General features: G+C 57.6%; 10 protein-coding genes. 4 read left to right on the top strand and 6 right to left on the bottom strand.

What is annotated here, in order from left to right; translation table 11 throughout:
- Window positions 1-24: 24 nt before the first annotated feature.
- Window positions 25-312, bottom strand: coding sequence for a preprotein translocase subunit YajC (yajC, locus tag AC2FD9_RS10265; RefSeq protein WP_058274044.1), 288 nt, complete (start codon window positions 310-312; stop codon window positions 25-27).
- Between the two features lie 201 nt (window positions 313-513).
- Here yajC and AC2FD9_RS10260 point away from each other — a divergent pair, with 201 nt between their 5' ends.
- Together AC2FD9_RS10260 and serS are read left to right on the top strand one after the other, a co-directional pair.
- Window positions 514-2,178, top strand: coding sequence for a mechanosensitive ion channel family protein (locus AC2FD9_RS10260; protein WP_282120419.1), 1,665 nt, complete (start codon window positions 514-516; stop codon window positions 2,176-2,178).
- 72 nt (window positions 2,179-2,250) lie between these two features.
- On the top strand, window positions 2,251-3,543 hold the full coding sequence (serS, locus tag AC2FD9_RS10255) for a serine--tRNA ligase (RefSeq protein ID WP_496836689.1): 1,293 nt from the start codon (window positions 2,251-2,253) through the stop codon (window positions 3,541-3,543).
- A gap of 54 nt (window positions 3,544-3,597) precedes the next feature.
- Here the strand turns inward: serS and AC2FD9_RS10250 are convergent, their stop codons facing one another.
- The 5 genes from AC2FD9_RS10250 to AC2FD9_RS10230 all read right to left on the bottom strand — a co-directional run bounded on the left by AC2FD9_RS10250 (window position 3,598) and on the right by AC2FD9_RS10230 (window position 8,995).
- Complete coding sequence (locus AC2FD9_RS10250; protein WP_496774361.1) at window positions 3,598-4,206, bottom strand: helix-hairpin-helix domain-containing protein; 609 nt, start codon at window positions 4,204-4,206, stop codon at window positions 3,598-3,600.
- Between the two features lie 91 nt (window positions 4,207-4,297).
- Window positions 4,298-5,284 (bottom strand): fatty acid desaturase, encoded by a 987-nt coding sequence (locus AC2FD9_RS10245; protein WP_282120416.1) that lies wholly within the window; start codon window positions 5,282-5,284, stop codon window positions 4,298-4,300.
- 162 nt (window positions 5,285-5,446) lie between these two features.
- Window positions 5,447-6,910, bottom strand: a complete 1,464-nt coding sequence (gene der / locus AC2FD9_RS10240; RefSeq protein ID WP_496836687.1) for a ribosome biogenesis GTPase Der — start codon at window positions 6,908-6,910, stop codon at window positions 5,447-5,449.
- A 48-nt stretch (window positions 6,911-6,958) separates the two neighbouring features.
- Complete coding sequence (locus AC2FD9_RS10235) at window positions 6,959-8,281, bottom strand: outer membrane protein assembly factor BamB family protein (protein WP_496836685.1); 1,323 nt, start codon at window positions 8,279-8,281, stop codon at window positions 6,959-6,961.
- 42 nt (window positions 8,282-8,323) lie between these two features.
- Window positions 8,324-8,995: a hypothetical protein gene (locus tag AC2FD9_RS10230; protein WP_496836683.1), complete on the bottom strand. Its 672-nt coding sequence runs from the start codon at window positions 8,993-8,995 to the stop codon at window positions 8,324-8,326.
- Between the two features lie 225 nt (window positions 8,996-9,220).
- On the opposite strand from AC2FD9_RS10230, the gene AC2FD9_RS10225 reads away from it, so the two are divergent.
- Together AC2FD9_RS10225 and AC2FD9_RS10220 are read left to right on the top strand one after the other, a co-directional pair.
- On the top strand, window positions 9,221-10,453 hold the full coding sequence (locus AC2FD9_RS10225) for an efflux RND transporter periplasmic adaptor subunit (protein WP_496836681.1): 1,233 nt from the start codon (window positions 9,221-9,223) through the stop codon (window positions 10,451-10,453).
- Window positions 10,450-14,247: an efflux RND transporter permease subunit gene (locus tag AC2FD9_RS10220; RefSeq protein ID WP_496836680.1), complete on the top strand. Its 3,798-nt coding sequence runs from the start codon at window positions 10,450-10,452 to the stop codon at window positions 14,245-14,247. Before AC2FD9_RS10225 ends, AC2FD9_RS10220 begins: the two co-directional genes overlap by 4 nt.
- The last annotated feature ends 35 nt before the right edge of the window (window positions 14,248-14,282 follow it).

Here is a 14,282-nt window from a genome sequence, read left to right as displayed (position 1 = left end):
TTTTCAAGGAATTGTGACGCGAAGTTACTTCGCGGGCTCAGTCTTGTTCAGAACCTGCGCAATGGTCGACTTGACCACACGAACCTTCACACCCTCGGCGATTTCAACTTCGATCTCGTTGTCGCCTTCCTTGACCTTGGACACCTTGCCGATCATTCCACCCTGGGTGACAACCTGATCGCCGCGACGCACGGCTTCGACCATGGCCTGATGTTGCTTCATCTTTTTTTGCTGCGGACGGATCAGCAGAAAATACATGATCGCGAAGATCAGGATCAGCGGGAGAAACTGGGCGATTGCGCCACCTTCCATGGGATATTCCTTTGTTTTGGTGCTGCGGAAATGCTCCGCAAATTTGGCGGGAACCTATGCTCTGAATTGCGCCTTTGCAAGCGAAGGCAACGCTGTACACCGCCCTGACCCGGCCACAGTGCACAAAGAACAAGCCAGGCGTTGCAGATATGTCCTAGGCACCTCGCTGAAACCGGGTATAGTTCGGATTAAGGGGGACATATGGCAAGGCAATTCAAGCCCTTCCTTTTGCTGGTTTATTTTCTGACAGCCCTGGTGTCCAGCCTGTGGTTTTCCGATGTCGTACTAGCACAGGAAACACCGACAGAGTCCCCTGCTTCTGACGGGGCGGATTCGGACAGTTTCGTGGCTCCGGTTATCGTGGACGGGGACGTATTGTTCCAGGTCCGGGGATCCAGTGCCCTGCCCGCGCCAGAGCGGGCGGAAGACGTTCAGGACAAGATCATCGAAATCGCCGAAGCCTCGGACGCGTCGACGGTTGAGCTGACATACGAAGAGACCGAGTTCGGCATTTGGACTCTGGCCGACGGCGAGAGAGTCTCGATCGTCACCGAAGCCGATGCCGAGTTGGATCAGATGGAGCTTAGCGTTCTAAGCGTTTTGCACGGAAACGCGATCAAACAATCCATCGAAGACTACCGCGCCAACCGCACCGATCGGGCGCGCGTGTCCGGTGCAATTGAGGCAGTGGCTTGGACCATTGGTTTTGTGGCGTTTGTGGTGGCAATCCTGTGGGTGCACCGTCGGATTCGACGGAAGACATTAAAGTTTGTCTCACTCCACCTCAAGGACGTGGAAACTGCCACAGCCAAAAGCGTTCAGGCCGAAGCGATTGCTGCGCTGGTACGATATGGGCTGAACTTCGTTCTGCTTATCATCTTCTTTCTCGGCTTTTATTACTACCTCTCGTTTGTTCTGCTGGCTTTCGCCGAAACCCGCTATTTTGCGCAGCTATTGCTGACCTATCTGACCGAGCCGGTACTGCTGATCTTCAAAGGCATTATCAGTTACATCCCCAATTTGATCATGCTGGGCCTGATTTCTTGGGTGGCGCTGTACATCATCAAGGGGATGCGGGTGTTCTTCGACGCGGTCGAAGCGGGTTCCTTCGACATGGGCGATTTCGAAAAGCACTGGGTCAGCCCAACCTTTAACATTGCCCGTGTTGTGGTGATCATGATCGCATTGGTCTTTGCCGTTCCCTACATCCCCGGATCGGATTCGGCGGCGTTCCAGGGGTTGACGATCCTGGTGGGTGCCATGCTGTCGCTGGGTGCAAATTCTGTCGTCTCAAACATGCTGGCCGGACTGTTTGTGATCTATCGTCGCTCGACCTCGATCGGGGACCGCATTCAGATCGGGGATCACATCGGCGATGTCGTTCAGATCAAACTGATGGAGACACATCTGAAATCCATCAAGAACGAACTGATCTCGATCCCCAATGCGCAACTGATGAATTCGGATGTGGTGAATTTCTCGAAGAAAACAGACGGCAGCGGACTGCTGCTACACACAACGGTTGGCATCGGTTACGAAGAGCCGCCCGAGAAGGTCGAGGCGATGCTGATCGAGGCCGCCAACCGCACCAAGGGGATCAAGTCCAAGCCGGAACCGTTTGTTTTGTGGACAGCATTGGCCGATTACGCGATCAATTATCAGATCAACGGGTATTCGACACGCGGCAGTATTATTCCAAAGATAAAATCGGACCTGCATCGCAACATCGTGGCCGTGTTCAATGAAAACAGTGTGCAGATCATGACGCCCTCTTACATGGCTGATCCGCCAGATCCCAAGATCCCAACCGAACATTGGGATGGCCATCTGGCGCATGAAACACACGAGGATGCCGATAAGTCGTAACCGGCGCTACACCCCGCCTTTCAGATGGTGCATAAGCGGTTTCAGTGATTCACGCATTTAAGGATCTGAACCATGCACGACATCCGCGCCATTCGCGAAAACCCCGCCGCCTTCGACGCCGCACTTGCGCGCCGTGGGGACGCGCCGGTGTCGTCAGATTTGCTGAGACTGGACGAAAGCCGCCGGGCCAAGATTCAGTCCGCAGAAACGGCACAAGCCGAACAGAACAAAGCCAGCAAAGAGGTCGGTGCCGCCAAGGCACGCGGCGACGAGGATGAATTCCAACGCCTGCGCGCGTTGGTCGCCGAGAAAAAGGCCGAAATCGCCCGGATGCAGACCGAGGCCAAGGATCTGGATGCGCTGCTGACTGATCAGCTGATCCGCATCCCGAATCTGCCAGCCGAGGACGCGCCAGAAGGTGCGGACGAGAACGACAATGTCGAGGTCAACCGCTGGGGCACTCCGCGTGAGTTGGATTTTGCACCGAAAGAGCATTTTGAAATCGAGGCCGTTCAGAACGGCATGGATTTTGAAACGGCGGCAAAGCTGTCCGGCTCGCGCTTTGTCCTGTTGTCCGGCGGCGTCGCCCGCGTTCATCGCGCACTGGCGCAGTTCATGCTGGACACGCACATCAACGAAAACGAACTGACCGAAGTGAACGGCCCGGTTTTGGTTCTGTCCGAGATGATGCAGGGCACAGGCCAATTGCCGAAGTTTGGCGAAGACAGCTATCAGACCCGCGAAGGCTGGTGGCTGATCCCGACGTCCGAGGTGTCGCTGACCAATATCGTCAACGACACGATGATTGAAGAAAACTATCTGCCCCGCCGTTACACCGCGCATTCCTTGTGCTTCCGGTCTGAGGCCGGATCGGCTGGCAGGGACACGCGCGGCATGTTGCGCCAGCACCAGTTCGAAAAGGTCGAGATGGTTTCGGTCACTCATCCCGACAAGTCGGATGATGAGCAAAAACGCATGCTGCGCTGTGCCGAAGGTATTCTGGAAAAGCTGGGCATCCCCTATCGCACAGTGATCTTGTGCACAGGTGACATGGGCTTTGGCGCGCGCCGAACCTATGACATCGAAGCATGGTTACCGGGTCAGGATACGTACCGTGAGATTAGCTCAGTCTCGACTTGTGGTGATTTTCAGGCCCGCCGGATGAACGCGCGATTCCGTCCCGAGGCTGGGGGCAAACCGGAATACGTTCACACGCTGAACGGATCCGGTCTGGCTGTTGGGCGCTGCCTGATCGCCGTGCTGGAAAACGGCCAGAACGCAGACGGCACCGTCACCCTGCCCGAGGTTCTGGCCCCCTATTTGGGTGGCAAGCTGACGCTGCAGCTGGACGGCACGCTGGCATAAGAAAACCGGCGACCAACAGGGCGCCGGTTCAAGAAGCTGCAAGGCGGAGAAGGCTTACTTCTTCGCCTTTTTCTTATCCTTCTTCTTGTCTTTTTTCTTATCTTTCTTCTTGTCCGTCTTGTCGGCCTTTTTCTTTTTATCCTTCTTCTTATCCTTCTTCGTCTTGGCCTTCACCTTGTCCTTGGCTTTCGAGAAGACGGCTTCCATCTCCTGAAGCTTTTTTGCGGCCTTTTCAGCCTTGGCTTTGGCCTTGGCCTTCTTTTTTGCCTTGGCTTCTGCCAGTTCGGCTGCGGCCTTTTCCTCAGCCGCTTTGCGCGCAGCCTCTTCCGCCCGCTTCTCGGCAGCGGCGGCAGCGATCGTTTTGCGGGGCGCTGTTCGGCGCGCTGCAGGCTTTTTGGCAGGCGCGCGGCGCGTACTTGTTTTCGCCGCAGGGCGTTTGGCGGCTGGTTTCGCCGCGGCGGGTTTGGCGGCTGGCGGTTTCTCTGCAATCGCCTCTTTCGCGGCGGCAATCAAGACGGCTGCGCGGGCTTTGCCGATACGAGGAACTTTGACCAGTGCAGCGGGGCTTGCCTTGGCAACGGCTTCAGCGGTTTTGAAGCCGTTGGCTGTAAGTGACTTTCCTAGCCCCTCTCCAACGCCTTTTATTGCGGTCACTGCGGTCATTCTTTGTCCTTTCCGATTTTCCCTGCGTTATCTTATGTATACCAGATACACGTTCTCACAAGCCAGTGCCCAGGGATGCAGGTCATTTGTGTCAGCTACTGTGTGCGAGGTTACCGGATTGATCCTTTCCGGGAAACGGAACAAGCCGCTTGGCGTCTTCGTCCCACAGTTTCAGGTTTAAAGCGGCAACAGCCTCGGGGAATTTGATCCGGCGGGGCGTGAATTCGGGCGGTAGGTTATAGTGGCATGCACGCAGCCGATAAGACGGAATGCGCGCATTGAAATGATGGATGTCGTGCAGCGTGATGCACGCAACCGCATTGTCGAACCACCACCCGAAATCCAGCGCCGATGATCCCTGAAGCGCCGCTAGTTGCGGGTCCAGATCCGGACGACGGTCCCAGTATGTGTCTTCGAAATTGTGCTGCAGATAGACCAAAAACACACCCAGCATCCCGCCCAAAAGCGAAAACACCAACCAGACCAGAATACCCGTGGCGCCAGCTATCAGGTAAAGAAGGCCAAGAAAGACGATGATCGACAAGTTGTGGAGCAATACCCCCTTCACGCCAAACCGAATCGTGTTTTTGGGCCACCGATAGCGGACGAAATACGTGAACAGAGCCCCGGCCGGAACCAGGATGAAAGGATTTCGGTAGAGCCTGTAAAACAGGCGCGCTTTCCAATCCGCCTTGTTCCATTCCCGCACGGTCATCGTATGGATTTCGCCCGTTTCACGGTGCTCGAGATTGCCGATACCGGCGTGGTGCAGGTTGTGATTCTGTTTCATCACCTCGAAGGGCGCAAAGGTGAACGGCGAAAGCCCGTGCCCCGCCCACTCGTTTTGGCGACGTGTCTCAAACAGCGAGTGATGCCCGCAATCGTGCTGTAGCACGTAAAGGCGCACCGCCGAAAAGGCAAAGACGACCCCGGCCGGGATCATGACATACCAGCGATCCACATAGGCAATCGCCAGCGCCAGCGATGTGAAATACATCGCGAAGGTTCCAAAATAGCTCAGCGCGGCCAATCTGTTGTCCTGAACCGCGTATTGCCGAGTGTATTCCCTCAGATCCATCCAGCCGCTCCTCACGTTGGTCAGGTCCAATGGTTGTCAAAAACTGGTGCGGAAGCTCCGCGTGAAATTACGCACATAAAAACAGATGCACGCCAGTGAATGCTAGCGCGGGGAAATGGGGCTGTCACGCCCTTCAGCCGAAAATGCTGAAAATTGGCGCAGTTACGCGCGACCCTTGAGATGTTTGGCCAAGGCGCCCGCGTTTTTCTTACGGCGTCCCTTGTACGGGTTCTTGTCCCCCTGTCCGCGCAAAGTCAGGCGGATCGGAGTACCGGGCATGTCAAAAGATTCGCGCAGACCGTTGACCAAATACCGGGTGTAACTGGCTGGCATCTTGTCAGGGTGCGAACACATGACGACAAAGCCCGGCGGGCGGGTTTTGACCTGAGTCATATACCGCAGCTTGATCCGACGACCCTGCGGGGCTGGCGGCGGGTGCTGCTCCAACATGGCTGTCAGCCAGCGGTTCAACGCGGCCGTCGGCACACGGCGGTTCCAGATATCATGGGCCCGCAGAATAGCGGCACGCAACCGTTCCAGACCCCGGCCTGTCTTTGCCGAGACCGTCACCAGCGGTGCGCCACGCAATTGCGGTAGCAAACGTTCGAACGACTCTTTCAGATCCCGCAGCTTTTCCTGTTTATCTTCTTCGATGTCCCATTTGTTGATGGCGACAACAACAGCACGACCCTCACGCTCGGCCAGATCGGCAATACGCAGGTCCTGCTGTTCAAAGGGGATGGCCGCATCCAGCAGAACCACCACCACTTCGGCGAATTTCACGGCGCGCAGACCATCCGAGACTGAAAGCTTTTCAAGCTTTTCCTGAACTTTGGCTTTTTTGCGCATACCGGCCGTATCAAAGATACGCATCGGCGTGCTGTCCCCGTCCGGGTCGGCCCAATCGATCCGCAGACTGATGGCATCGCGCGTAATACCAGCCTCTGGCCCGGTCAGCAGGCGGTCTTCCCCAATGATCTTATTGATCAATGTGGATTTGCCGGCATTCGGGCGACCAACAACTGCCACCTGCAAAGGCTTTTCGGCGGAGATCATTGGCGTCTCGCCCTCACCGTCCTCATCCAGTTCGATATCGGTTTCCGGCGCATCCACGACCGCCTGTTCTTCGGCGGCATCGGCCAATGGCATAAGCTGGGAATAAAGATCGGTCATCCCCTCGCCATGCTCGCCCGACAGGCGCACCGGCTCACCCAGACCAAGGTTATAGGCTTCAAGCACACCCGCATCCGCCGCGTTTCCTTCGGCCTTGTTGGCCGCAAGGATCACGTGTTTGGAACGTTTGCGCAGAATCTCGGCAAACATCTCATCGGTTGGCGTGACCCCGACGCGCGCGTCAAGCATGAACAGACAGACATCTGCCATGTCCACCGCACGCTCGGTCAGGCGGCGCATGCGACCCTCAAGGCTGTCGTCGGTTGCGTCTTCAAGCCCCGCAGTGTCGATCACGGTAAAGCGCAGATCCCCCAAACGCCCTTGGCCTTCGCGCAAATCGCGCGTCACGCCGGGCTGGTCATCGACCAAAGCCAGACGTTTGCCCACAAGGCGATTGAACAGGGTGGATTTGCCCACATTCGGGCGCCCCACGATGGCGAGGGTCAGCGACATGATACTCAACTTTCAAGACTCAGACGCGCCCTTTAGCGCATCTTGCCGTCAACGGAAAGCGTGCAAATCACCTTTGGTCGACACGACGTACAGTGTTTGACCCGCCACAACCGGTGCCGTGGTCGCGCCACCCGGCACTTCGACACGGTTCACCAGTGCTCCGTCAACAGGGCTGAAGAACCGAACATAGCCGTCATTTGAGGCGATGACGATGCGCCCACCCGCCATGATCGGACCATAATGCGCGTAGACCGGACCGCGGCGTCCCGGCTTATCCTTAACAAAACCCGGCAGGTCCTGCGCCCAGACAATCGCTCCGGTCGCAGCGTCCAGCCGCACCAGTTGGCTGCGATCACTAATCAGGAAAATACTGTTGCCAGCGGCCCAAACCGTATCGACGGCCCCCTCATCTGCGGTCCATATCCTTTCGCCGGAATTGGCGTCAAACGCGACTGTGCGCCCAGAATGGTTGCCGATATAAATCTTATCGCCCGCAACCATTGGTCCACCAGTTACATCGACGATCTGCGCCGCCGCACGTCCGCGACGTCCCCCGGCCACTGACGCGTTCCAGCGGCGAATACCCCCCCGACGGAACGTCGCTGCAACATCACCCGAGCCAAAGGCGAACACGGAAAAATCTGATGCAATCACTGGCGCCGGCGCACCCAGAACGTTTCCAACGCTTGGGGTGCCCTGAATTTGCCAGGCAATGCGGCCGTCCTTGGTGTTGACTGCCCAACCGGTTTCGTCACCGGCCACCAGATACAGCAGCCCGTTACTGACCAAAGGCGCGCCGCTACCGGTCGCATTCAGCCTTTTCTGCCAACGAACTGCACCAGTCTTGGCATTCAGTGCTGTCAGGCGGCCATAACCGGACGACACGTAAAGCACACCGTTGTCGTACGCCATGCCACCACCCGTGGCATCCGAGTCGCCATCACTTGGCGGAATAAGATCGGTGTTCCAAACAACCTGCCCTTGCGGCGACACTGCAGACACCGTTGCGCCGGCATCAAGCGTATAGATCAAACCGCCCGCAACAACGGGATCAGCCGTGATCCGCTGCTTGCGCGAGTCACCCTGACCGATCGATGCGGACCAGATGCGCTGCGGCGTTGCCCGTAACTGTGCATTGGTCGTCCGGAACGCAGCCGTACCCGGGCTTTGCGGCCAACTCGCGTTGGCTCTTTGCGCCGGAAGGCTGATCGGTTTTGAGCCCCGGGTTTCCACCGTTTCGGTATCGGCAGTGGGCCGGATATCTTCTCGCGGCCCCGGCAAGATAACCTCGGGTTCCCGGCAGGCGGCGACCAGGGTCAGTGAAAGGGCTGCCATCGGCAATCCAATACGGGAGAATAGACTTGCTACCATGATGTTCCGAACTCGCCTGTAAGTTTTCCTGCCGCCACCGGATCAGCCCTGCCGGGCGATCAACGGCTCTGGTTCGCCACCCAGCGCTACAATCAACTGAGCCGCACGCTGTTGCTGATCCACGCCAACTTCTGCGTCCTGACGCAAGGCCTGAAGCCGCGTGATGGCCGCGTCAACATTGCCCTCGGACACATCGATCAGGGCCAACTGTTCTTCGGCCAGCAACCGCAGCGGAGCACCCGGTGCGGCCAGCGCTTCGAACTGAAGACGGCGATCGGCTGCGGGCAGAGTGTCGCTCTGCAGCAGCAGCGCCTTGAAAGCCGCGATCGCGCGATAGATTTCCGGCAGATCCCCTTGGGACGCAATGGCATTCAGGCTGGTAACCGCATCCTGTTCCGATCCGGCCTCAACCTGAGAGGCCGACAACAGCATGTTAAGAACTGCATCCCCACCCGGCGATTGTGTTTCGACGGCGGCAAGACTGGCGGCACGGTCTTCCGACTGATTCTGTGCCAGCGCTGCCAGGATTGAATCACCTAAATCCTGCGCCTGACTGGTTGCGCGCGACTTGCGGACTTCATTGAACGCAGCACCGCCCACGATCAGGACAACCACAAGCACACCGACCCAACCCCATCTGCGCAATAGCAAGAACAGGCGGTCCCGGCGTACCTCTTCGGTCACCTCATCAATAAAACTGTCGACGTCGCTCATCCCTGCCCTCCGGGGCTGCATCCTTGGTGTATGGCGCCATGTCATACCCCGGCGCAATCGCCAAGCCAAGAGCCCGATTTTTTGCAATCCCGCCGGTGGCCTGCCCTCTTGTAGAAAAAAATAAACCGAACTATTCAGTTTAGTGTGGAAACGATACATAATCGTCCCCACTTTCTAGCATGACCGCAAAAAAAATGTGGCGCAGAATTCTGGGAGTTGTCCTGCATGCGATTGATTTCATTAGTAAACGCCGCTTTGGTTATTGTTGTTTTGTTTTTTTTGGTTTTCGAACGGGATAGCCTGTTCTCTTTCGCCGGGCGCGCGGAAGCCGAGGCCAGCCCTGATTTTGCCAGCGAATCTGGCGAAGTCGTGGACGTGGATCAGGCGACGATTGGCGTCGTTGCCCTAAGGTCAACCGCACGCGAAATTGACAGCGCCGTGTTGTTGCGGGGCCAGACCAAGGCCAATCGTCAGGTCGAAGTTCTGGCCGAAACCACATCGACGGTCATCTCAGAGCCTAAGCGCAAAGGCACGTTCGTCGAAGCCGGCGATCTTCTGTGCGAGCTTGACCCGGGCACCCGCCCCGCCAGTTTGGCCGAAGCGAAGGCTGCCAAGCTAGAAGCCCAAAGCCGCATTCCGGAAGCCGAAGCCCGCCTGGAAGAAGCACATGCGCGTGTCGCCGAGGCCGAGATCAACCTGACGGCTGCGAATAAACTGTCTGACTCCGGGTTTGGATCTGAGACGCGCAGAATCTCAAGCGAGGCGGCGATGAGAACCGCCGAGGCCGGTATCAAGACCGCCGAAGCCGGTCTTGAGGCCACCCGCGCCGGGATCGAAGCCGCAACCGCCGAGGTCAAAGCCGCGGAACGCGAAATCGATCGCCAGACGATCACAGCACCCTTCAAGGGATTGTTGGAAAGCGATACCGCAGAATTGGGCAGCCTGATGCAGCCCGGTGCGCTATGCGCGACCGTTATCCAACTGGACCCGATCAAGCTGGTGGGTTTTGTGCCGGAAACCGAGGTTAACCGAATCATTGTCGGAACCGAAGCCACAGCGCAGTTGGTCACTGGCCTGCAGGTTTCTGGTCGTGTGACATTCCTGAGCCGCTCGGCCGATGAAACAACCCGCACGTTCGAAGTCGAAATCACTGTTCCGAACCCGGAACTGGCCATTCGGGACGGCCAAACCGCCGACATCCGCATTTCGGCCGCCGGGGCCAAGGCGCATTTCCTGCCGCAATCGGCACTGACCCTGAGCAATAACGGTCAACTCGGTGTCCGCACCATTGGCCAGAGCAACGTGGTCGATTTCCAGCCCGTCGTTCTTCTGCGTGATACTGCCGAAGGCGTTTGGGTCGGTGGCCTGCCGGAAACTGTGGACATCATCGTCATCGGGCAAGAGTTCGTAACCCGCGGCGTCACAGTTGAACCTACATATCGGGAAGCTTCGAAATGACCGGAATCGTCAGTTGGGCCGCTGGCCGGGCCAGAATGGTTCTGGCCTTTATCGCCATCTCATTGGTGATTGGCGGCTTTGCCTATGTCAGCCTGCCGAAAGAAGGCGAGCCCGACATTGAAATCCCTGCCCTGTTTGTCTCGGTTCAGTTTCCGGGCATCTCAGCCGAGGATTCCGAAAACCTGTTGGTCAAACCAATGGAGACCGAACTTGCGGACCTTGATGGGCTGAAAGAGATGACCTCGACCGCCGCCGAAGGGTATGCGGGCGTCGCGCTGGAGTTCGATTTCGGCTGGGACAAGACCGCGATCATGGCCGATGTGCGCGACGCGATGAACAGTGCGCAAGCAGAATTCCCCGACGGAGCTGAGCAATACTCGCTGACCGAGATCAATTTCTCAGAATTCCCCATCGTTATCGTCAACCTGACGGGTGCAGTCCCCGAGCGCACTATGGCGCGGGTTGCCAAGGCTTTACAGGACGACCTTGAGGCGATGGATTCTGTGCTCGAAGCCGGTATCGCGGGCAACCGCGACGAATTGCTTGAGGTCATCATCGACCCTCTTCGGCTTGAGGCATACAACGTCACCGCCGCCGAGCTTATCGATGTAGTGCGCAACAACAATCAGCTGATCGCTGCCGGTGAGGTCGAAACCGCACAGGGCACATTCTCGGTCAAGATCCCCTCTTCCTTCAAAACTGCGCAGGATGTTTATGGCCTGCCGGTCAAAGTGAATGGCGACCGGGTCGTCACCCTGGGGGAATTGGCGCAGATCAACTATACCTTTGAGGACCGCGAAGGCACCGCCCGTTTCAACGGCGAACAAACCGTCGCGTTACAGGTGGTCAAGCGCAAGGGCTACAACCTGATCGACACAGTCGAGGGTGTGAAACAAACCATTGCCGCTGCGCAGGCCAAATGGCCACCCGAGATGCAGGCCGCAATCAAGCTGGGCACCTCGAACGACCAAAGCCGCATCGTCGGTTCGATGGTCAGCCAGCTCGAAGGCTCGGTTCTGACGGCCATCGCACTGGTGATGATCGTTGTTCTGGCCTCTTTGGGCACACGCGCGGCATTGCTGGTGGGTTTTGCGATTCCGACCTCATTCCTGCTGTGTTTCGCCTTCCTGGCAGTCATGGGCATCAGCATCTCGAACATCGTGATGTTCGGCCTGATCCTTGCGGTGGGTATGCTCGTCGACGGGGCCATTGTTGTCGTGGAATACGCTGACCGGCGCATTAAAGAGGGCGTTGGCCCGATGCACGCCTATGTCGAGGCTGCGCAGCGTATGTTCTGGCCTATCGTGTCATCCACGGCCACAACCCTATGTGCCTTCCTGCCCATGCTGTTTTGGCCGGGTGTCCCGGGTGAATTCATGGGCATGCTGCCTGTCACGCTGATCTTCGTTCTGTCCGCTTCGTTGATCGTTGCACTGATCTATCTGCCTGTCATGGGCGGTGTTTCGGGCCGCCTGAGCCGGGTTTTTGACCGCACCTCTGACTGGCTGCGCGCGCGCACTGCTTGGTGGGTTCGTGCGGTTATGGTGCCGCCATCGCTGTACCTGATCTTCCTTGGTGCGATGCAACTGCTGAATCCGACCTATCTGTTGCCCGAAGGCGCATTCGGAGCAGTTCTGCTTGGTGCCTTCCTGTTCATTTTTGGGGCATTTGCCGGTTCTGTTACGTTGAGTGCCGCCAAAATAGAACGCGCACCCGATCAGCATGTGCATACAGCACGCGAACACACACCCTTTGGCTATGTCATCAAGTTCCTCGTCGGCAACCCGATCATGCCGATTGTTTCGATTGTCGTCATTGGCTTCGCTGTGATGTCAGTCATGACCGCATTTGGGAACAATAATCGGGGCGTAGAGTTCTTCGTCGAAAGCGAACCCGAGCAAGCCACGGCCTATGTTCGTGCACGTGGCAACATATCACTGGTCGAAAAGGACCAGATGGTACTGGCGGCCGAAGAAATTATCAGCGCACATCCCGCAGTCGTGAACGTGTTTTCCTTTGCCGGAGAAGGCGGGCTGAACCAAAACAATGGAGGTGCGCAAGCACCGGCAGACACTGTCGGTCGCGTCCAGTTCGAAATCATCCCGTGGGAAGACCGGCCCAACGTGTCCGAACCGATCTTCGGCGGGTTGATCGACCGTGAAACGGTTGCCCCGGAATATGACGGTGACTTCGTGCTCGATCAGTTGAACGCCGAACTCGCGAAAATTCCGGGCTTCATCGTGGAAATCCTACCGCTGGAACAAGGCCCGGCCTCGGCCAAGCCCGTTCATTTGCGCATCAAGGCGGATGGCTGGGAAGAACTGACCTCAGCCACTGTTGCGGCCCGTAAAATATTCGATGAAACACCCGGCCTGATCAAGATCGAAGATACCCTGCCCTTGCCCGGCATCGACTGGCAGATCGACGTGGATGTTGCCAAAGCGGGTCGTTTCGGCGCGGATGTGGCAACCGTCGGCGCGATGGTGCAACTGGTCACGCGCGGGCTGCTGCTGGGCGAAATGCGCCCCGACAGCGTGGACGAGGAAATCGAAATCCGCGTTCGCCTGCCCGACGAAGATCGGGTTTTGTCGACACTGGATACGCTCAAAGTGCGAACGCCTGATGGGCTGGTGCCTTTGTCGAACTTTGTCACCCGTAAGCCAGTGGCCAAACTGGCCGAGATCAACCGGATCAACCAGCAGCGCTATTACGATGTGAAGGCCGACGTTGAGCCGGGTCTGAGCAAAGTTGTGATAGATAACGCGGACGGCTCGGAACAGCGGCTGGCCGTTGTGCGCGGCGTCGTGGAAGGTACAGAACCCACAGGTGCGGTCTTCACTGGACCGACCGGCAGCAATTTCGAGCTTGTCAAGTTGACTGGTGCAGAAGATGTCGATGCAGTGCGCGCCGATCTGGAATCTGGAAACGCCCGGATTAGCCTGATCAATGCCAACGAACGCATTGCAGTGCTGACCGAGTGGCTTGAAACCAATCCCTTCGGCAGCACCGTCAGTTGGGAATGGACCGGCGATCAGGAAGATCAGGCAGAAAGCCAGGCTTTCCTATCCAGCGCTTTCTTGGCTGCTTTAGGCCTGATGTTTGTGATCCTGCTGGCGCAGTTCAACTCGTTCTACAACTCGGTGCTGGTTCTGCTGGCTGTTGTGCTTTCGACCACCGGCGTTTTGATCGGGATGATGGTCATGCAGCAGCCTTTCTCGATCATCATGACCGGGACAGGGATTGTGGCCTTGGCGGGGATCGTGGTGAACAACAACATTGTTCTGATCGATACCTATCAGGAATATAGCCGATATATGCCCCGGATCGAGGCGATCATCCGCACGGCTGAGGCGCGTATCCGCCCAGTTCTGCTGACCACCCTGACCACGATGGCCGGTCTGACACCGATGATGTTCGGATTGTCGCTGGACTTCATCAATGGCGGCTATTCTATCGACAGCCCAACTGCGCTGTGGTGGAAACAGCTAGCTACGGCGGTTGTGTTTGGGCTGGGTATTGCAACGGTTCTAACCCTGATCGTGACGCCATCGTTCCTGGCGCTACGGGTGTGGGTCACCACCTATGCGGTATGGCTGGCCAAGGCGCTGGCACGGGCCACTGCAGGTCGTTCCAGCCAAATCGCTCAGGATATGGCGGTTGGTCACGCTGCCCGTCAGGTACAGGCCACCGAGGTTGTCTGGGGGGATGAGACGCCGCCTGCGCCCGCACCGGATGCAGACAGGGATGAGCGTCCCGATCACCCGCCAACGTCACCCCTAAAGGCGGCCGAGTAATGCAAATGGCGAACCGCAAGGTTCGCCATTTTTCT

This window comes from Ruegeria sp. YTSC230 (assembly GCF_059609665.1).
Note: the sequence above shows the minus strand (reverse complement) of the source record. Positions and strands in the feature narration are given on the sequence as shown.